Raw genomic sequence first — 20,234 nt, forward strand, 5'->3', positions numbered from 1 at the left:
AGTCCCGCCCGGCGCACCCCGCCGACGGACGTCAGCCGGCCGCGCGCCGGTTGTGAGACCGGGGCGAGCCCGGTGTGAGCCGGTCTCAGCACGGCGAACGCGCTCCGCGCGGGAAAGTTACGCCTGTTCACCCCTTTTGGTGGCGTGATGGACAACCGTCCATCACGCCACCGTCCCGTCCGCATACGTTCGTCCCGCTGCGAGCCGCCAAACCAACGGCGGCTCCCCACACGGGAGATCGGGGGTGCACACGTGCGCATCGGACTGCTTACGGAGGGTGGTTATCCGTATGTGGGCGGTGAGGGCGGGGTGTGGTGCGAACGCCTGGTGCGCGGGCTCGGCCGACACGAGTTCGACGTCTACGCGTTCAGCACCGGTCAGGCCCAGGAGGACGCGGGCTGGGTGGAGCTGCCGCCGCAGGTCACCAGGGTGCGCACGGCGCCGCTGTGGACCGCCGAGGACGACGGGGTGGTCCACGGCCGCCGCGCCCGCCGGCGTTTCGCCGAGCACTACGGCGAACTGGCCGCCGCCCTGTGCACCGCGAAAGAGTCCGGCACCGCCGAGGCGGACCGTTTCGCCAACGCGCTCCACGGACTCGCCGAACTGGCCCGCGACGAGGGCGGACTGGTCGCCGCACTCCGCTCCGAGCAGGCCGTACGCACTCTGGAACGCGCCTGTCGTGCGCCTGGCGCGCGGCGCACCGCGCGCGAGGCCCGCGTCCCGGATCTGCTGACGGTCGCCGCCCACCTGGAGCGCGCCCTGCGCCCCCTCTCCCTCGACTGGTACGAGGAGGACGGCCTTGGCGCGGTGGACCTCTGCCACGCCGCGTCCGGCGGCACCGCCGCACTCCCGGGCCTGCTCGCCCACCACTTCTTCGGCGTGCCCCTCCTGGTCACCGAGTACGGCGTCCGCCTGCGCACCCACTACCTCACCCGCCCGGACGCCTCGCCCGCGGTCCGGTCGCTGCTCGCCGCCTTCCACGGCCGGCTGACCGCCGAGACCTATCGCACGGCCGCGATGATCACCCCCGGCAACGCGCACGCCCGGCGCTGGCAGGAGCGCTGCGGCGCCGACCGCGCGAAACTGCGCACGGTCCACCCGGGCATGGACCCCGCGCCCTTCGCGCACGCGGGGGAGAACCCAGGGACGGCGGACCCGCACACCCTCGTCTGGACCGGCCGGGTGGAACCCGCCAAGGACCTGGTCTCGCTGCTGCACGCCTTCGCGGAGATCCGCACGGCCGAGCCCAGGAGCCGGCTGCGGATAGTCGGCCGCCCTTCGGGTCCGGAGGGCGCCGCCTACCTCGGTCACTGCACGGCACTGGCCGCGCAGCTCTTCCCGGACGAGGCCGACGGCCCGCACGCCGTCGGGCAGAACCCGGTGTCCTTCGAGGAACTCGGCGGCCCCGGCGCCGAGACCGCCGCCGCCGTTCGCGCGGGCGGCGCCGTCACCGTGCTCTCCAGCGTCGTCGAGGGGTTCCCGGTGGGGCTGATCGAGTCGATGTTCTGCGGACGTGCGACGGTCTCCACGGACGTCGGCGCGGTCGTCGAGGTGATCGGCGGCACCGGTCTCGTCGTGCCGCCGCGCAATCCGCGGGCGCTCGCCGAGGCGTGCGTCTCGCTGCTGCGCGACCCCGAGCGCCGCGCGCGGCTCGGCGCCGCCGCACGCGCCCGGGCGCTCGAACTGTTCACCGTCGAGCAGAACGTCACCGCGTTCCACGGCCTCTACCTGGAGATCGTCGCGCGGACACCGGTACGCCGGCCCGTCCTCGACGGCACCGGCGACCCCCAGCCCTTCGCCGCCCCCGCCGAGGCCCATGTCACCGGCCACTGGACCGAACCCACCCCCCGCGCCGTCCCCACCTGGGCCGTGGAGACGCCGGTGCCCGCCACGGAGACCGTCAGATGACCGACCTGAGCGCACTCGACCGCGGGACCCCGCCCGGAGCGGCCGACCCGGTCAAGGTGCTGCTGCACCGCCACCGCGAACTGTGCGAACGCGCGGTCGACCCGCTGGAGATCGCGGCCGGCCTGGAGGCCCACGGCATCACCGACCGGACCGCCGCACGCTTCCGCCACCGCGACGTCTTCTCGCTGGCGGAGGAGCTCTACGCCCGCGTCCCGCGCGACTCGGAGACCGGGACGTCCGGGTCTGACGGAGCGTCCGGGACCGACGCGCCGTCCCGCGAGGGGAGCGCCCGGGGGACAGTCCCGCTCCTCCTCCTGCCCGTGCTTCCCGGCCTCCTGTGCGCGGCGTCGCTGATCGGCCTGTCCCGGACCCACGGCCAGACCCGTCTCTACGCGGCGGCCGCCGGCGTCCTCGCCGTCACCCTCGCCCTGCGCGCGGCGGTGCGCCGGGGACCGCTGAGCGTCCCCGCGGACATCGTCCCCCGGGCGGCCACCGGCTCCTGGACCTGCTGGCTCGTCGGGTACGCCGTGCTGGGCGACGGCCTGCTGCGCACCGCCGTCACCGGCGGCCCCGACGGTCTCCCCGACGGCACCACCGAGGGCCACTGGCCGCTGGCCCTCGCGCCGGTACTGGCCCTCACCCTGGCCTGCCTCCCCGCGACCTGGACCACCCACCTCTTCCTCACCGTCGCCCGCCGCAAGCTCGCCACGAGCCGCGCTCTGGAGGACTTCGCCGCCTCCGTCCGCCCGGTCCTGCTGGGCACGGTCGCCCTGTTCATCGGTGCCCTGGCCGCGATCGTCGCCCTGTGCTCGCCGTTCCTCGGCACGGCCCCCGTGTCCGCGACGATCCTCACCCTGGGCGCCCTCCTCCTCGTCGCCCGCCTGCTCACCGTGCACGGCTTCACCCACGCGCCGCGCGTGATCCTCATGCTCACCGCCGTCGCCCAGGTGCTGGCCGTCGCCACGGTCTTCGCTGCCCGCCTTCCCGGCTGCGCCCTGCTGGGCGCACCGGTGGAGACCCTGGTGACCGCCAGGGGTCCCGCCGCCGTCCCCGTCCTCGCCTGCGGTGCGGGCGCCCTGGTCCTGCTGGTCCACGCCTCCCGCACCCTCACCCGCGCCTCGGCGCACCTGCACGCGGAGCAGCCGCGATGACCCCCCGCAGTGGCGGGGCGGCGCGGCCCGACGCGACCCCGGAGCACCGGCCGGCCGCCCGTCCCGTACACCCCGCCCCACCGGCAGCCGCACCGCAGGCGCGCCCGACCCCACCCGAAGGAGATCCCCGCATGACCTGCCGACCCGCCACCGCCTGCCGCGAAGGAGCCGACCGATGAGGGTCCTGCTGATCGGAGCCAACGGCTACATCGGCCGTTTCGTCGCCGACCGCCTGCTGGCCGACCCCGCCGTCCAGCTCACCGCCCTCGGCCGCGGTGACGACGCCGACGTCCGCTTCGACCTCGCCACCGGAAGCCCCGGCGCCCTCACCCGCTTCCTCGACGCCGTCCACCCCGGTGTGGTCGTCAACTGCGCCGGTGCCACACGCGGCGGCGCCCGCGAACTCACCCGCCACAACACCGTCGCCGTCGCCACCATCTGCGAGGCACTGCGCCGCAGCGGCTGCGGGGCGCGGCTCGTGCAGATCGGCTGCGGCTCCGAGTACGGGCCCAGCCAGCCGGGCTCCTCCACGGCCGAGGACGCCGTCCCCCGCCCCGGCGGCCCGTACGGCGTCAGCAAGCTCGCCGCCACCGAACTGGTCCTCGGCTCCGGCCTGGACGCCGTGGTGCTGCGGGTGTTCTCGCCCGTCGGCCCCGGCACCCCCGCCGGGTCGCCCCTCGGCCGCCTCGCCGAGGCCATGCGCCGCGCCATGCAGTCCGGCGACGGGGAGCTCAAGCTCGGCGGTCTCGGTGCCCAGCGCGACTTCGTGGACGTCCGCGACGTGGCGCGCGCCGTGCACGCCGCCTCGCTCTCCGCCGCGCAGGGCGTCATCAACATCGGCTCCGGGCGCGCCGTCCGCCTCCGGGACGCCGCCGGGATCCTCGCCCGGGTGGCCGGCTACGGCGGCGCCCTCAACGAGCTCGACGGGCTCCCCGGCCCCCACGTCGGGGCCGTCCACGCCACGCACACCGCCCACGCCTCCCATCTGCGGGCGACCATCGGGCACCCTCGCGGCGAATCCGAGCACCACACGGCCACCTCACCCGCCGCGTTCCCGTACCCCGACGGCTGCGGAACCTGGCAGCAGGCCGACGTGCGCACCGCGCGCGACCGGCTCGGCTGGCGGCCCCGGATCAACCTCGAGGAGTCGCTGGCGGACATCTGGATGGAGGCGGCATGCCGTATCTGACCAGCTCCAGACCGGGCACCGCGACCACCGACGTCCGCACCGGCCTCGGTGTCCCGGGGGTCGCGCACCCCCTCCTCGCCGCCGACGAGTGGAACCGGCTCCACCGCGCCGGAACCCCCCTGCACTGGGTGGTGCTCGACGTGGCCGACGGCCCCGGGGTCCAGCCGGACCCGCACTGCCTGCAGGCGGCGGGCCGCCTGCGCAACGCCGGCGTGCGCGTCCTCGGGCACGTCGACGCCGCCTACGGGCTGCGGAGCTTCGGGGAGATCATCTCGGACGCCCACCGCTTCCTCGACTGGTACCAGGTCGACGGCTTCCTCCTCGACCGCTGCCCCGCCGACCGCGCGGCGCTCCCCGAGGTACGGCGCACCGTCGCCACCCTCCGGGTCATCCGCGAGGGCGCCCACGTCGTCCTCGGCCACGGCACGCATCCGCACCCCGGCTACGCCGAGCACGCCGACCAGCTGGTCACCTACTCCGGCCCCTGGAGCGACTACCGCTGGTCGCAGGTCGCGGAGTGGACCGCGGACCATCCGCCCGAGCGGTTCTGCCACTTCGTGCACGGCGTGCCCCGGCCGCACCTGGAGGAGGCCCTGCGCGTCGCCCGCTGGCAGGGCGCCGCCACCATCTACTTCACCGACCACTCCGACCGCGTCTCCGGCCACGCCGGCCCGGCCGATCCCTGGGGGCCGCTGCCCGGCTACTGGGACGACATCGTCTCGCGTGTCGGAACGGGTGTCTCGGAATGAAAAAGGGCGTGGCAGTGTTGTCGCGAGAACAACCGTAGTGATTGACCGACCAACGGAGTCCCCGTGTCGCTGCCACCCCTGGTCGAGCCGGCCCCCGAGCTCACCGTAGACGAGGTCCGCAGGTACTCCCGCCACCTGATCATCCCCGATGTGGGCATGGACGGGCAGAAGCGGCTGAAGAACGCCAAGGTGCTCTTTGTGGGCGCCGGCGGCCTGGGTTCGCCGGGTCTCATGTACATGGCCGCGGCGGGCGTCGGCACGCTCGGCATCGTGGAGTTCGACGAGGTCGACGAGTCGAACCTGCAGCGCCAGATCATCCACAGCCAGTCGGACATCGGCCGCCCCAAGGCCGAGTCCGCGCGTGACACGATCAAGGGGATCAACCCCTACGTGAACGTGGTTCTGCACGAGGAGCGGCTCGAGGCCGACAACGTGATGGACCTGTTCAGCCAGTACGACCTGATCGTCGACGGCACGGACAATTTCGCGACCCGCTACCTGGTCAACGACGCCTGCGTGCTGCTGAACAAGCCGTACGTGTGGGGTTCCATCTACCGCTTCGACGGCCAGGCCTCCGTCTTCTGGTCCGAGCACGGTCCCTGCTACCGCTGCCTCTACCCGGAGCCCCCGCCCCCCGGCATGGTCCCCTCCTGCGCCGAGGGCGGCGTCCTGGGCGTGCTCTGCGCGTCCATCGGCTCCATCCAGGCCAACGAGGCCATCAAGCTGCTCGCCGGCATCGGTGAGCCCCTCGTCGGCCGCCTGATGATCTACGACGCCCTGGAGATGCAGTACCGCCAGGTCAAGGTCCGCAAGGACCCCGACTGCGCGATCTGCGGCGAGAACCCGACCGTCACCGAGCTCATCGACTACGAGGCCTTCTGCGGCGTCGTGTCCGAGGAGGCCCAGGCGGCGGCCGCCGACTCCACGATCACTCCCAAGCAGCTCAAGGAGTGGATCGACGACGGCGAGAACCTCGAGCTCATCGACGTCCGCGAGCCGAACGAGTTCGAGATCGTCTCCATCCCGGGCGCCCGGCTGATCCCCAAGAACGAGTTCCTCATGGGCAACGCCCTGGAGGGCCTGCCGCAGGACAAGAAGATCGTCTTGAACTGCAAGACGGGTGTCCGCAGTGCGGAAGTCCTCGCGGTCCTGAAGTCCGCGGGCTTCTCCGACGCCGTCCACGTCGGCGGCGGCGTCATCGGCTGGGTCAACCAGATCGAGCCGGAGAAGCCGGTCTACTAGACCGCACCGGCCGGGGCGGTCCGCGTGACCGCGCCGGCCACCGGGTCCTCGTCGGGGGCTTCGGGCACCTTCCCGGGTGTCCGGAGCCCCCGACGCCGTCAGGAGCAGACCTTGCCGTCCTCCGGGACCGTGCCGTCCAGCAGGTAGGCGTTCACCGCCGAGTCGACGCAGTCGCTGCCACTGCCGTAGGCGCCGTGGCCCTCGCCCTTCCAGGTGAGCACCACACCGACGTCCTCGCCCAGCTCGTCCGCCATCCGCCGCGCTCCCTCGTATGGCGTGGCCGGGTCGCCCGTGTTGCCCACGACCAGGATCGGCGCCGCGTCCGGGGCGCTCACCTCCGGCGTGTCGAACTGGCCCGGCACCGGCCAGTCGTGGCACCAGCCCGCCGTGTCCCAGCCGAGGAAGGACCCGAAGACGGGGGAGATCTCCTCGAACTCCGGCAGCAGCTTCCTCGTCTCCTCCAGAGTCGGCCGCTGCTTGTCGTCCAGGCACGATATGACCCGCTGGGAGTGGGTCGTGGTGCCGTAGCGCCCAGAGGCGTCGCGCTCGTTGTAGCCGTCCGCGAGGGCCAGCAGCGCCGTGCCGTCCCCGTCCTGCGCGGCCTCCAGCGCGCTGGTCAGCGCCGGCCAGCTGGACTTGCTGTAGAGCGGCAGGACGATGCCGGTCAGCGCCAGCGACTGCGTCAGCTCACGCCCCGAGGAGGACGTCGACAGCGGCTCGGCGTCGATGCGGTCCAGCAGGTCCGCGATCTCGCGCGAGCCCTGCTCCGGGTCCTTCCCGGTGGACTTCAGGTAGTTGTCCAGGGCCGTCTGGAAGCCCCGGGTCTGGTTCTTGGCGTGACCGATCGTGTCGGCGGTCGGGTCGACCACCGCGTCGAGCGTCATCCGGCCGACCTTCTCCGGGAACAGATGGGCGTAGACACCGCCGAGCTCGGTGCCGTAGGAGATGCCGAAGTAGTGCATCCGGTCGTCGCCCAGGGCCTGCCGGATGCGGTCCATGTCCCGGGCGGTGTCGGTGGTGGAGACATGCGCCATGAGCTTCTCGGCCGCCTCCTGGCAGCCCTCGCCGAAGTCGGCGGCGTCCGCGAGGAACCCCCGCTCCTCGGCCGGGGTGTCGGGGGTGCCGTCCACGGAGGACTCGGCGGCCTGGATGGCCTTGTCGTCACGGCAGCGGACGCCCCCGCTCGCGGCCACTCCGCGCGGGTCCCAGCTCACCAGGTCGTACCGATCGCGCAGGTCGTCGGTCAGGGCGGCGTAGGCGGGCAGGGTGGAGACACCGGAGCCGCCCGGGCCGCCGAAGTTGAACAGCAGGGAGCCGACGCGGTCGCCGCCCGTGGCCTTCGTCCGGATGAGGGCCAGACCGATCGTCTCGCCGTTCGGCTTCGACCAGTCCAGCGGCACCTGGAGCGTGGCGCACTGCCACTCGTCGCCCGGTGCCGGGGCGTCCGAGGTGGCCTTGCAGCGTCCCCAGTCGAGCGCGGCCTTCCCGCCGTTGCCGTCGTCCTTCTTCGCGCCGTCGTCCGACGGTCCCGCGCCGCTGCATCCCGCCGTCAGCAGCGCGGCGGCGGCCGTCAGGGCCGCCCACCGGGTGAACCGGGTCATGTGCCACTTCCCCCCTCGCAGGCCGTCCGCTACGTGCGGCGAACGGCGTCCCGGCCATGGTAGGCAGTCCCGGCGTCCACCGGCGAGGCCTGTGGAAAACGCTCTGAGCTGCGCTTTCGCGTGGGCCGGCTCGGCGTTCCCGCACGATCAGGGCAGACGGTCCCAGCCGGGGGCACCGTGCCGTCCAGCAGATAGCCGTGCACCGCGTTCCGCACGCAGGTGTCCTCGCTGTTGTAGGCGCCGTGCCCCTGCCCCTTGTACGTGAGCTCCACGCCGACCCCCTCACCGAGCGCCCGCGCCATGCTGCGCGCCCCCTCGTACGGCGTGGCCGGGTCGCCGGTGTTGCCGATCACCAGGATCGGGGCCGCGCCGGGAGCGCTGACGTCCGGGTGGTCGGCGGCGCCCCGCACCGCCCAGTCGGTGCAAGTGATCATTCCCCAGGCCATGAAGTCCCCGAAGAGCGGGGACGCCTTCCGGAACTCGGGCAGCAGCCGCTCCACGTCCGCCGGGGTGTAGCGGGGCTTGGCGTCGGCGCAGCTGATGGCGGTGTTGGCGGGGACGAGGTTGCTGTACTCGCCGTTCTCGCTGCGCCCGTTCATCGAGTCGGCGAGCACCATCAGGATCGTGCCGTCACCGTCGTAGGCCTGCTCCAAACCGTCGGTGAGGAACGGCCAGAAGTCCTGGGAGTACAGGGCCTGCGCGATCCCGCTCGTCGCCATCGTCTCGGTCAGCTGACGCGGGAAGATCCCGGGGACGGGCCGGCTGTCCAGGTCCTTCAGCAGTTTCGCGATGCGGTCCTGGACGTCCTGGACGCTGTCGCCGACGGGACACTCCTCGGTGCCGGAGACGCAGTCCTCCGCGTAGTTGTCGAGCGCGAGCTGGAAGCCCCGCGCCTGGCCCAGCGAGGCCTGCTCGGAGTTCTGCGCCGCGTCGACGACCGCGTCGAAGACCGCGCGCCCCACCTTGTCGGGGAAGAGGTGGGCGTAGACGCCGCCGAGTTCCGTGCCGTAGGAGATGCCGAAGTAGTACAGCCGGTCGTCGCCGAGCACCTGGCGCATCAGGTCGAGGTCCCGGGCCGCGTCCGTGGTGCGCACGTGCGGCAGGATCCGCCCGGAGTTGTCCTCGCAGGCCGCGTTGAACTCCTCGGTGCTGTCGAGCAGTTCCGTGCGCTCGGCGCTGTCGTCGGGGGTGCCGTCCTGCTGGAAGTGCTCGTCGAGCTGCTGGTCGTCCTGACAGGTCACGGGCGCGCTGCGGCCGACCCCGCGGGGGTCGAAGCTGACCAGGTCGTACCGGGTGCGCAGGGTGGCGTAGTCCTGGCCGAACGCGGGCAGCGTGGTCACCCCGGAGCCGCCCGGCCCGCCGAAGTTGAAGATCAGGGAGCCGATGCGCTCGCCCGCCGGTCCGCTGGAGCGGGCCCGGATCAGGGCGAGCTCGATGGTGTCGCCGTCGGGGTCGGCCCAGTCCAGCGGTGCCTTCATCGTCGCGCACTCCCACGCGCCCCGGGCGCCGGGCAGCGGGGAGGGGGAGGAGCCTCCGCCCTGGGCCTCGTCGGGAGCGGGGCAGGCCTTCCAGTCGAGCTTCTGCCGCGTCAGGTCCTCGGCCGGTTCGTCGTCCTCCCCGGCGCACCCGGCCAGCAGCGCGGGCAGCAGGACGGCGCAGGCGGTCAGGGCGGCGGCTCGCAGCCGGAAGGGGTGGGGCATGACCCCATCCTGCGGTCGGCCCCGGCCGGACGCGCGGGGCACGGGCCGTCCGAGGGAGGACGGCCCGCGGCCGGCGTCTCAGCCGGTCACAGGGCCGCCTTGCGCGTGAGGTGGTTGAAGGCGAGCCATCCCGGCAGCACGGGCAGCCACAGCGTGAGCAGCCGGAACAGCAGCACCGCGGGCGCGGCGACCTCCTTGGGAAGCCCGACCGCGATCAGACCGACGGTCAGGGTGGCCTCGACGGCGCCCACACCGCCCGGCGTCGGTGCCGCCGACCCGAGGGCGTTGCCCGCGAGGAACACGACGGCGACGCTGGCGATGGACACCGAGGTCGAGTCGTCGCCGAACGCCCGGATCGAGGCGTCCAGGCACATCACGAAGCAGGCCGTCAGCAGCAGCATGCCGCCGATGCCGGTGATCAGCTTCTGGGGCCGCTGCAGCACGTCCAGCATGCGCGGCACGACGCCCGCGAAGAGCGAGCGCACGCGCGTGACGACGAACTTCCGCAGGAACGGCACCGAGGTCACCACGAGGACCAGCACCGCCACCGTCAACAGCCCGCCGATGACGGTGCGCGACGGCGACAGCGAAGGGGTCTTCTCGGTGCCGGTCAGGTAGCCGAACGCCAGCAGCATCAGGATGTGGCAGCCGAGACCGAACAACTGCGACGCGCCGACGCTCGCCACCGCGAGCCCCGGACGCACCCCCGCCCGCTGGAGGAAGCGCGTGTTCAGGGCGACGCCGCCGACCGCCGCCGGAGCGACGATCTTCACGAAGGACCCGGCGACCTGGGCCGCCACCGTGCGCGGGAACGGCACCCGCTCCGGCACGAACCCGAGCAGGGCCATCGCGGCCGCCACGTAGCTGGCCGCCGAGAACAGCACCGCCGCCGCGACCCAGCCCCACTCCGCGTTGGCGATCAGCGGGCCGAACTCGATGTGCGTGAGTTGCGTCAGCAGGAAGTAGGCGCCGATCGCGCCCGCGATCAGGCTGATCAGCGTGCGCGGACGGACCCGTTCCAGACGGGCCGGCTCGACCGGGGCCTGGGGCCGGATCCGGAGCACCTCGTGCCGGATCTGGCTGAGCAGGTCCTCCTCGCGCGCCTCGTCCAGGGCCTCGTCGATGGCGCGCTTCTCGGCCCGCTGTTCCGCGCGGACGGCCTTCTTGCCGGCCTTGTCGAGCGTGACGGTGCCGCCGTCGTCGGAGTCGTCGGCGCGGGCCGGACGGGAATGCCGCGAAGCCTCCAGCACGGCCTCCCGTTCCCGCTCCGCGCGCTCCCGGGCCAGTTTCCGCAGCGTCGCGCGCGTGGAGCGGCTCAGCGCGATCGGCTGGAGCATCGGCAGACAGTCCGCCACGGCGTCGGGACCGAGGACGCTCAGCGCGGAGGCCACCGCGCGTTGGGCGCCCACCCGCAGGCCCAGTGTCACCAGCAGCTGGGAGACGTCCATCCGCAGCAGCAGATCACCGGCCGCGATCTCCCCGCCGCGCAGGTCGGTGAGGATCACCGTGCCGGAACCGTCCACCAGGATGGCGTCGCCGACCAGCCTGCGGTGCGCGATACGGCGGGACTGCAGCGCCTTCACCTGGTGCCAGGTGCCGTGCAGCAGGTCGTCGGTGATTTCCTCGTCCGCCAGCGAGTCGAGGGTGCGCCCGCCGGTGTGCTCGTAGACGAGCATCACCGCGTCGGGGCCGAGCTCCGACGTCGCGATCAGCTTGGGCGCGTTGGCGCCGGCCGCGATGGCGGCGTAGGCCAGCAGCGCCTCCTGCTCCAGCGCCTGGCGCAGCGACTGCAGGCTCCTGCGAGTGGCGAAGCCGCGCAGGGCGAGGTTGCGCCACGCGCGGTAGAAGAATCCCTGCGCCTGCTGTTCGCGGTCCACGACGGTGACGTCCAGCGGCGGGCCGTCCTCCAGGGTGACGAAGTAGCGGCGGCCCCGGTCGCCGCTCTCGGCGGCGTCCGGCGCCTCCTCCCGGGAGGCGGTCACGGGGCGGAAGCCGACCGTGCGCAGCCCCGCCATCAGGGTGCGGCCGGTGGGCCGCACGTTGGGCGAGCCGACGGCGTAGAGCGTGCCGTAGGCGACGGTCCAGCCGATCAGCACCGTGAGGGTGATCGAGAACGGGGTGGTGTACCCGGTGACGAGCATCGAGAAGGCGTCGAGCAGCAGCACCACCCACAGCACCGCGCGCCAGCGAGGTCTGCGGGACATGCCGACGGCGGTCATGTACGCGATGACGGGGGCGAGGTAGCCGTGCACCGGGTCGGTGAGGGCGTGGATGTCGCCGGGGGAGGGCTGGGTGAGCGCGTCCTGGATCGAGCCGGGGGCGGCCCGCGCGACCCACAGGTCGGTGGCGAGCGTCACCCCGTGCGCGAGGACGGCGGCGAGGACGCCGTCGGCGATTCGCAGGCCGTCCCGCTTGATCAGCCGTTCGATGGCGAAGGCGACCGGGACCAGCAGAATGGCGATGCTGGAGGCCAGGCCGGCGATCTTGATGAGCAGATCGGGCGCCTGTCCGGTGCCCTTGTTGATGTCCTGTTCCAGGCCCGAGGTGGTGCCGTGGGCGAACGCGGCGATCGCCAGCAGCACCACGACGGCGAGCACGCCGCCCACGAGCCGCATGAGGTCGGACGGCCGGTGCACGCGCGCGGGGAGCAGCGGTTCGTCGCCCTCCACCTCGTCGATGTGCGCGACGTCCCGCTGCGCGGTGTCCGGGCGTGCGGCGTCCGCGTCGGGCCGTGCGGTGTCCGAGTCCGGGCGCGACGAGGCGTCAGGGGTGCCCTCCGTGTCCTCGGGGTGCGCACCCTGCTGCTTCATCGTCTCTTCTCGATCTCGTATCACCGGTCACCGCCCGCACGATGGTGGCATGCCGTACCGCCACAAGGGGGCATCAGGGTCCACAAGCGGGGCGGCACAGTCTGCCCGAAGCGCTGCTCCGGGGCGAGTCGTCCGGCCACGCGCGCGAACGCGTCGCGTTGTCGGTGGGGTGGGGCAGGATGGTCCGGATGAGCGAGGAGAGCCTTCCGCCCGACGACGGCCACCAGCCTCCGGACGCCGTGCCCGCCTATGCCGAGCGGGTCCTGGAGGTGGCCGAGCTGATCCCGCCGGGCCGCGTGATGACGTACGGCGACGTGGCCGAGTGGCTGGGAGAGGGCGGGCCCCGGCAGGTGGGCCGCGTGATGGCGCTGTACGGGGCGCGGTGCCCTGGTGGCGCGTGGTCCGCGCGGACGGCGTCCTGCTGCCCGGCCACGAACTGCGGCTCTCGGCCACTACCGCGCGGAGGGCACACCGCTGCGGGAGGCGGGCCGGGCCGCGGAGGGCCATGTGCCACGCCTCGACATGAGACGCGCGCGGTGGGACGGCGGCGTGGACACCGGGGGTCACACCTGACAGCTTCCGGCATCCCGGCCGCCGCCGTGTGACCTGTGATGCTTCAGGGGGACATGAGGCACATCCGCGGCATGACGTACGTTCGTGAGTCGAGGGACACGGGTGCCCGGAGTGACGCGAGGGAAGAAGCGGAAACCCTGCTTCCGCTCTTTCCCCCGGCGTAGCGTCGGCTGCGCGTGTCCCCCTCACCCCTCGTCCACCGTCCCCCACACGCGGCGGACAGCCGAACAGCACACCCACCAGGACCGGCGAACCACGTGAGCTCCTCTTCCTCCACCAGCGGCCTGTCGCACCCCCAGGTGCGGCGGGGGAGCGGTGGCGCCTACCGACTGGTGCGTACCCCGCCGGCCCGCGTGAATCCCCCCCGACTGGACGCCGCCCAGCGCTCCGTGGTTGAGCACGGCAGCGGCCCGATGCTCGTCCTGGCGGGTCCCGGCACGGGGAAGACCACCACGCTGGTCGAGTCCGTGGCCGCCCGGATCGCCCGCGGCGGCGACCCCGAGCGCATTCTGGTGCTCACCTTCAGCCGCAAGGCGGCCGTCGAACTGCGTGACCGCATGGCCCTGCGCATCGGCGCGGCGCAGGCCCCGCAGGCGACCACGTTCCACTCCTTCTGCTACGCCCTGGTCCGCGCCCACCAGGACAGCGAGCTGTTCGTCGAGCCGCTGCGCCTGCTCTCGGGACCCGAGCAGGACGTCACCGTCCGCGGGCTCCTCGCCGGTCAGGTCGACCTGGAGCGGCTCGGCCTTTCGCACGTGCGCTGGCCGGACGAGCTGCGTGCCTGCCTGACCACCCGCGGCTTCGCCGACGAGGTCCGCGCGGTCCTCGCCCGCAGCCGCGAACTCGGGCTCGGCCCCGAGGCCCTCGACGCCTTCGCCCGCCGCATCGGCCGCCCCGACTGGCGCGCCGCCTCCGCCTTCCTCGCCGAGTACCTCGACGTCCTCGACCTGCAGGGCGTCCTCGACTACGCCGAACTCGTCCACCGCGCGGTGCTCCTCGCGCAGCGCCCCGAGACCGCCGGGCTGCTCGCCGACCGGTACGACGCCGTCTACGTCGACGAGTACCAGGACACCGACCCCGCCCAGGTGCGGCTGCTGCGCGCCCTGGCCTCCGGCGGCCGCACCCTCGTCGCCTTCGGCGACCCCGACCAGTCGATCTACGCGTTCCGGGGTGCCGACGTCGGCGGCATCCTGGAGTTCCCGCACGCCTTCCCGCGCGCGGACGGCCGGCCCGCCCCCGTCCAGGTGCTGCGCACCTCCCGCCGCTCCGGCGCCGCCCTGCTGGAGGCGACCCGGAAGGTCACCCGGCGGATGCCGCTGCCCCGGCTGCCCGCCGAGAAGGTCCGCCTGCACCGGGAGCCCACGCCGGTACGGGACGGCGGCCGGGTCGAGGTGTACACCTACCCGACGGCCGGCACCGAGCTGGACAACGTCGCCGACATCCTGCGCCGCGCCCACCTGGAGGACGGCGTCCCCTGGAACGACATGGCGGTCCTGGTGCGCGCCGGCTCCCGCACCCTGCCGACCGTCCGCCGCGCCCTCACGTCCGCGGGCGTCCCCGTGGACGTCGACGGCGACGACCTGCCGCTGCGCCACGAACCGGCCGTCGCTCCGCTGCTCACCGCACTGCGCGCGGTGGCCGCGGCCGAGGCGGCCGACCGCGAGGATGCCGGGGACGCGTTCGAGGACGGCGTTGGCGAGGATGCCGGGGACGCGTTCGAGGACGCGGGCGAGGATGCCGGTTCGAGCCGTGCTGGCTCGACACCGAGACCGCGCTCACCCTGCTCACCTCCCCCTCGCCGGCATGGACGCCGCCGACCTGCGCCGGCTCGGACGTGCCCTGCGCGAGGAGGAACGGGCTGCGGGCAACCCCCTGCCGCCACCCTCGGACGAGCTGCTCGCCCGCGCGCTGGCGGAGCCCGAGCGCCTCGCCGTGCACGACCCCGCCTACGCGCGCGGTGCGCAGCGGCTCGGCGCCCTGCTGCGCCGGGCCCGTGAGCGCCTGGCCGGCGGCGGCACCGCCGAGGAGGCCCTGTGGGACCTGTGGGACGGCACGCCGTGGCCGCACCGGCTGGAACGCTCCGCCCGCCGCGGCGGCGCCGCCGGCCGCAACGCCGACCGTGACCTCGACGCGGTGTGCGCGCTGTTCGCCACCGCCGCCCGCGCCGAGGAGCGCACCGGCGGCCGGGGCACGCTGAACTTCCTCGAGGAGATCGAGGCCGAGGACATCGCCGCCGACACCCTCACCCGGCGCCCCGCCCGCCCCGACGCCGTACGCCTGATGACCGCCCACCGCGCCAAGGGCCTGGAGTGGGGCCTCGTCGTCGTGGCGGGCGTCCAGGAGGGACTGTGGCCCGACCTGCGGCGCCGCGGATCCCTGCTGGAGGCCGACCGCATCGGCCGCGACGGGCTCGCCGAACCCCTCACCCCGGGCGCGCTGCTCGCCGAGGAGCGCCGCCTGTTCTACGTCGCCGCCACGCGCGCGCGTGACCGCCTCGTGGTGACGGCCGTGAAGGCCCCGTCCGACGACGGCGACCAGCCCTCCCGCTTCCTGACCGAACTCGGCGTCGAACCGAAGGACGTCACCGGACGCCCGCGCCGCCCGCTGTCCGTCGCCGCGCTCGTCGCGGAACTGCGCGCCACCACGGTCGACCCCCGCGTCTCCGACGCCCTGCGCGAGGCCGCCGCCCGGCGGCTGGCCCGGCTCGCCGCGCTCGCCGACGAGGACGGCCGCCCCCTGGTCCCGTCCGCGCACCCCTACCGCTGGTGGGGCATGCACGAACCGACCCGGAGCAAGGTGCCGCTGCGCGACCGCGACCAGCCGGTCGTGCTGTCCGGCAGCGCCCTCGACCAACTGGCCAACACCTGCGCCCTCCAGTGGTTCCTGGGCCGCGAGGTGAAGGCCGACGCGCCTGCCACCGCCGCCCAGGGCTTCGGCAACGTCGTCCATGTCCTGGCCGACGAGGTGGCCTCCGGGCACACCCCCGCCGACCTCGCCGTCCTCATGGAACGCCTGGACTCCGTGTGGAACGCGCTTGCCTTCGACGCCCCCTGGAAGTCGGCCCAGGAGAAGGAGAACGCGCGCGTCGCGCTGGAACGCTTCCTGAAGTGGCACGTCATGGACCGCACCGGCCGCACCCCGGTGGCCAGCGAGCACGACTTCGACGTCACGCTGGACTCCGGCGACCTGCAGGTCCGCATCCGGGGCCAGATGGACCGCGTCGAGGCCGACGCCGAGGGACGTGCCTACGTCGTCGACTTCAAGACCGGCAAGCAGGCGCCCAGCTCCAAGGAGGTGGAACGCCACCCCCAGCTCGCCGTCTACCAGCTCGCCGTCCGCGAGGGAGCCGTGGACGACGTCTTCGACGGGGTGCGCCCCGAACCGGGCGGCGCCGAACTCGTGCAGCTGCGCCAGGGTGCCGCCAAGCGGGACGGCGGCGAGACCCTGCCCAAGGTGCAGGCCCAGGAGCCGCTGGAGGGGGAGTGGGTCGGCGACCTGCTGGCCACCGCCGCGGGCAAGGTCCTCGACGAACGGTTCACCCCGACCGCCGGCCAGCACTGCGCCCACTGCGCGTTCCGCGCCTCGTGCAGCGCCCGCCCCGAAGGCCGCCATGTCGTCGAGTGACAGGCGTGACGCATCGCACCACCCTTTCCGACCTGCGGTTCTTCTCTCCCGGCGGGCTCAGGCGCCCCCGGTGTCAGCGCCCGCCGCTAGATTCGGTGTGTGCCCGCCCGTATCACCGACCCCGGCCAGCTCAAGGAGCTCCTCGGGATCCCGTTCACCCCGGAGCAGACGGCCTGTATCACCGCGCCGCCCGCCCCGCAGGTGATCGTTGCCGGAGCCGGCTCCGGCAAGACGACGGTGATGGCGGCGCGCGTGGTCTGGCTGGTCGGCACCGGCCAGGTCGCCCCTGAGCAGGTCCTCGGCCTCACCTTCACCAACAAGGCCGCCGGGGAGCTCGCCGAACGCGTCCGCACCGCCCTGATCAAGGCCGGCGTCACCGACCCGGACGCCATCGATCCGGACAACCCTCCGGGCGAGCCGGTGATCTCCACCTACCACGCCTTCGCCGGCCGTCTGCTCACCGACCACGGGCTGCGCATCGGCCTGGAACCGGCCTCCCGGCTGCTCGCCGACGCCACCCGCTACCAGCTCGCCGCGCGCGTGCTGCGCGAGGCCCCCGGCCTCTACCCGGCCCTCACCCGCTCCTTCCCCGACCTGGTGGGCGACCTCCTCACCCTCGACGCGGAACTCTCCGAGCACCTGGTGCGGCCCGAGGACCTGCGCGCCCACGACGCCGAACTGCTCCGCGCCCTGGAGAACACCAAGCTCACCAACGCCGACCTGCGCAAGGTGCCGGAGGCCGCCGCCGCGCGCCGCGAACTCGCCGAGCTGGTGCTGCGCTACCGGGACGCCAAGCGTGAGCGCGACCTGCTCGACTTCGGCGACCAGATCGCCCTGTCCGCGCGGCTCGCCACCCTCCCCGAGGTGGGCCGCGTGCTGCGCGACGAGTTCCGGGTCGTGCTCCTCGACGAGTACCAGGACACCTCCGTCGCCCAGCGCGTCCTCCTCGCCGGGCTCTTCGGGGGCGGCACCGGCCACCCGGTGACCGCCGTCGGCGACCCCTGCCAGGCGATCTACGGCTGGCGCGGCGCCTCCGTCGCCAACCTCGACGACTTCCCCGAGCACTTCCCGCACGCCGACGGCCGCCCCGCCACCCGCCAGTCGCTCAGCGAGAACCGCCGCAGCGGCGGCCGGCTGCTCGACCTCGCCAACGGCCTCGCCGAGCCGTTGCGTGCCATGCACGCGGGCGTGGAGGCGCTGCGCCCGGCGCCCGGCGCCGAGCGTGACGGCACCGTGCGCTGCGCCCTGCTGTCCACCCACGCGGAGGAGATCGACTGGATCGCGGACTCGATCGCGCACCTGGTGAACACCGGCAAGGCGCCCGGCGAGATCGCCGTCCTGTGCCGCACGGCGACGGACTTCGCCGAGATCCAGGCCGCCCTGGTCGCCCGGGACGTCCCCGTCGAGGTCGTCGGCCTGTCCGGCCTGCTGCACCTGCCCGAGATCGCCGACCTCGTCGCTGTCTGCGAGGTGCTCCAGGACCCCGGCGCTAACGCCTCCCTCGTCCGGCTGCTGACCGGCCCGCGCTGGCGCATCGGCCCCCGCGACCTCGCCCTGCTCGGCCGGCGCGCCCGCCGCCTGGTGTCCCACGCGCGCGTGGACGGCGACGACGACCCCGACCGGCGGCTCGCCGAAGCCGTCGAGGGCGTCGACCCCGCCGAGGTGATCTCGCTCGCCGACGCCCTTGACACGTTCCTGGAGTCCCCGCTGGAGGGTGGCGGGGACGACGACGGGCTGCCCTTCTCGCCGGACGCGCGCGTGCGCTTCGCCCGCCTCGCCGCCGAGCTGCGCGACCTGCGCCGCTCGCTTGCCGACCCCCTCATGGACGTACTCCACCGCGTCCTCGCCGTTACCGGCCTCGAGGTCGAGCTGTCCGCGTCCCCGCACGCCCTGGCCGCCCGGCGCCGCGAGACCCTGGCCAACTTCCTGGACATCGCCGCGTCCTTCGCCGCCGGTGACAACGAGGCCACCCTGCTCGCCTTCCTCGGCTTCCTGCGCACCGCCGCCCAGTACGAGAAGGGCCTGGACAACGCGCTGCCGGGAGGCGAGAACACCGTCAAGGTGCTCACCGCGCACAAGTCCAAGGGCCTGGAATGGGACGTCGTGGCCGTGCCCGGGCTGGTCACCGGTACTTTCCCCAGCGACCGGGGCCGTGAGAAGTGGACCGCCCAGGGCAAGGTGCTGCCGCACCGGCTGCGCGGCGACGCCGACACCCTGCCCGACGTGCCCTCCTGGGACTCCCGGGGACTGAAGGCCTTCCAGGAGGCCATGAAGGAGCACCAGCACACCGAGGAACTGCGCCTCGGCTACGTCACCTTCACCCGCCCCCGCTCCCTGCTGCTCGGCTCCGGCCACTGGTGGGGCCCCAGCCAGAAGAAGCCCCGGGGGCCCTCCGCGTTCCTGCTCGCCCTCTACGAGCACTGCGCCGCGGGGTTCGGCGAGATCGAGGCGTGGGCGGACGAACCCGCCGAGGACGAGGAGAACCCGGCCCTGCGGCGGGCAGGCGACGACCAGGCCTGGCCGCTGCCCCTGGACGACGCGGCCCTCGCCCGGCGCCGTGCGGCCGCGGCGACCGTCCTCGCCCACCTGGACCGTCTCGCCGCCCACCCGGACGGTGGTACGGCGGCCGTGCACGACGCGGAGACCTACGACGACCCCGACTGGCCGCCCCCGCCGGACGACGAGGAACCCTTCCCGGAGGACCTCCCCGACGACTACCCCGAGGAGTTCGCCGAGGACGGGCCCGGTGCGGACGCCGACCCGGACGACTGGGACGCGTGGACCACGGAACGCCCGGTCGTCCCGCACCAGGCGACGGCCTCGGACGCGCCCCGCGCGCGCCCGCGAAGCGTGCCCGGCGGCCCGCAGTTGCCGGCCCCCGCGCCCGCGGAACCCCGCGTCACGGCACCGGAGCCCCGCCTCACGCCCCAGGAGGCTCGCCTCACCCCCGAGGAGGCCCGGGCCGTCGCCTCCTGGGACCGCGACCTGGACGCCCTCACCGGGGAGCTGCTGCGCGCCCGCGACAGCGTCACCGAGGTCCGGCTACCCGCCTCCCTCACCGCATCCCAGCTGCTCCGGCTCGCCGACGACCCCGACGGCTTCGCGCGGGAGCTGGCCCGCCCCATGCCCCGGCCGCCCCAGCCCGCCGCGCGCCGCGGCACCCGGTTCCACGCCTGGGTCGAGGCACGCTTCGAAGAGCTGACCCTGCCGATGCTCGACCCGGAGGAACTGCCCGGAAGCGACGCCGAGATCGCCGACGAGCGCGACCTGGAGGCCCTCAAGGAGGCCTTCGAACGCACCCCGTACGCCCACCGCACCCCCCACCGCGTGGAGGCGCCGTTCCAGCTGTCGATCGCCGGACGCGTCGTCCGCGGCCGCATCGACGCCGTCTACCGGCACGAGGGCGGCGAGGACGCCGACGCGGTCACGTACGAGATCGTCGACTGGAAGACCGGCCGGGGACGCACCGCCGACCCGCTCCAGCTCGCCGTCTACCGGCTCGCCTGGGCGGAGCAGCAGGGCGTCCCGCTGGAGGCCGTCAGCGCCGCCTTCCTCTACGTACGCACCGGCGAAGTCGTGCGTCCCGAGCGCCTCCCTGGCCGCGCCGAACTGGAGCGACTGCTGCTGGAGGATCCGTACGGTGAGATTCCGCACTCGGAGGACACCCCCGCGGGCCGATAGGCTCGT

Annotated in this window: 9 protein-coding genes and 2 pseudogenes; 8 read left to right on the forward strand and 3 right to left on the reverse strand. The window is 73.9% G+C overall.

From position 1 onward, the window contains the following. Positions 1-252: 252 nt before the first annotated feature. From F3L20_RS05385 to moeZ, 5 genes are all read left to right on the forward strand, one after another. On the forward strand, positions 253-1,908 hold the full coding sequence (locus F3L20_RS05385) for a DUF3492 domain-containing protein (RefSeq protein ID WP_150152666.1): 1,656 nt from the start codon (positions 253-255) through the stop codon (positions 1,906-1,908). After that, positions 1,905-3,059: a hypothetical protein gene (locus F3L20_RS05390; protein WP_150152668.1), complete on the forward strand. Its 1,155-nt coding sequence runs from the start codon at positions 1,905-1,907 to the stop codon at positions 3,057-3,059. The genes F3L20_RS05385 and F3L20_RS05390 overlap by 4 nt, the downstream gene beginning before the upstream one ends. A gap of 175 nt (positions 3,060-3,234) precedes the next feature. Further along, complete coding sequence (locus tag F3L20_RS05395) at positions 3,235-4,248, forward strand: NAD-dependent epimerase/dehydratase family protein (RefSeq protein ID WP_145827241.1); 1,014 nt, start codon at positions 3,235-3,237, stop codon at positions 4,246-4,248. Continuing rightward, positions 4,236-4,997, forward strand: a complete 762-nt coding sequence (locus tag F3L20_RS05400; protein ID WP_150152670.1) for a spherulation-specific family 4 protein — start codon at positions 4,236-4,238, stop codon at positions 4,995-4,997. Before F3L20_RS05395 ends, F3L20_RS05400 begins: the two co-directional genes overlap by 13 nt. 63 nt (positions 4,998-5,060) lie before the next feature. After that, positions 5,061-6,239, forward strand: coding sequence for an adenylyltransferase/sulfurtransferase MoeZ (gene moeZ, locus F3L20_RS05405; protein ID WP_150152672.1), 1,179 nt, complete (start codon positions 5,061-5,063; stop codon positions 6,237-6,239). A gap of 98 nt (positions 6,240-6,337) precedes the next feature. On the opposite strand, the gene F3L20_RS05410 is transcribed toward moeZ, so the two are convergent. From F3L20_RS05410 to F3L20_RS05420, 3 genes are all read right to left on the reverse strand, one after another. Next, a complete protein-coding gene (locus F3L20_RS05410; RefSeq protein WP_150152674.1) occupies positions 6,338-7,840 on the reverse strand; it encodes an alpha/beta hydrolase in 1,503 nt (500 codons plus the stop codon). Positions 7,841-7,869: 29 nt separating this feature from the next. Then, positions 7,870-9,540 (reverse strand): alpha/beta hydrolase, encoded by a 1,671-nt coding sequence (locus tag F3L20_RS05415; RefSeq protein WP_150152676.1) that lies wholly within the window; start codon positions 9,538-9,540, stop codon positions 7,870-7,872. 86 nt (positions 9,541-9,626) lie between these two features. After that, positions 9,627-12,350: a lysylphosphatidylglycerol synthase transmembrane domain-containing protein gene (locus F3L20_RS05420; RefSeq protein WP_150152678.1), complete on the reverse strand. Its 2,724-nt coding sequence runs from the start codon at positions 12,348-12,350 to the stop codon at positions 9,627-9,629. 188 nt (positions 12,351-12,538) lie between these two features. On the opposite strand from F3L20_RS05420, the pseudogene F3L20_RS05425 reads away from it, so the two are divergent. The 3 genes and pseudogenes from F3L20_RS05425 to F3L20_RS05435 all read left to right on the forward strand — a co-directional run bounded on the left by F3L20_RS05425 (position 12,539) and on the right by F3L20_RS05435 (position 20,228). Then, positions 12,539-12,923 (forward strand): annotated as a pseudogene (locus tag F3L20_RS05425) (MGMT family protein). A gap of 257 nt (positions 12,924-13,180) precedes the next feature. After that, positions 13,181-16,547, forward strand: a pseudogene (locus F3L20_RS05430) (ATP-dependent helicase). 99 nt (positions 16,548-16,646) lie between these two features. Further along, positions 16,647-20,228, forward strand: a complete 3,582-nt coding sequence (locus F3L20_RS05435) for an ATP-dependent helicase (RefSeq protein ID WP_150152680.1) — start codon at positions 16,647-16,649, stop codon at positions 20,226-20,228. Positions 20,229-20,234 lie beyond the last annotated feature (6 nt).

It is taken from the genome of Streptomyces tendae, from assembly GCF_008632955.1.
Taxonomy (GTDB): domain Bacteria; phylum Actinomycetota; class Actinomycetes; order Streptomycetales; family Streptomycetaceae; genus Streptomyces.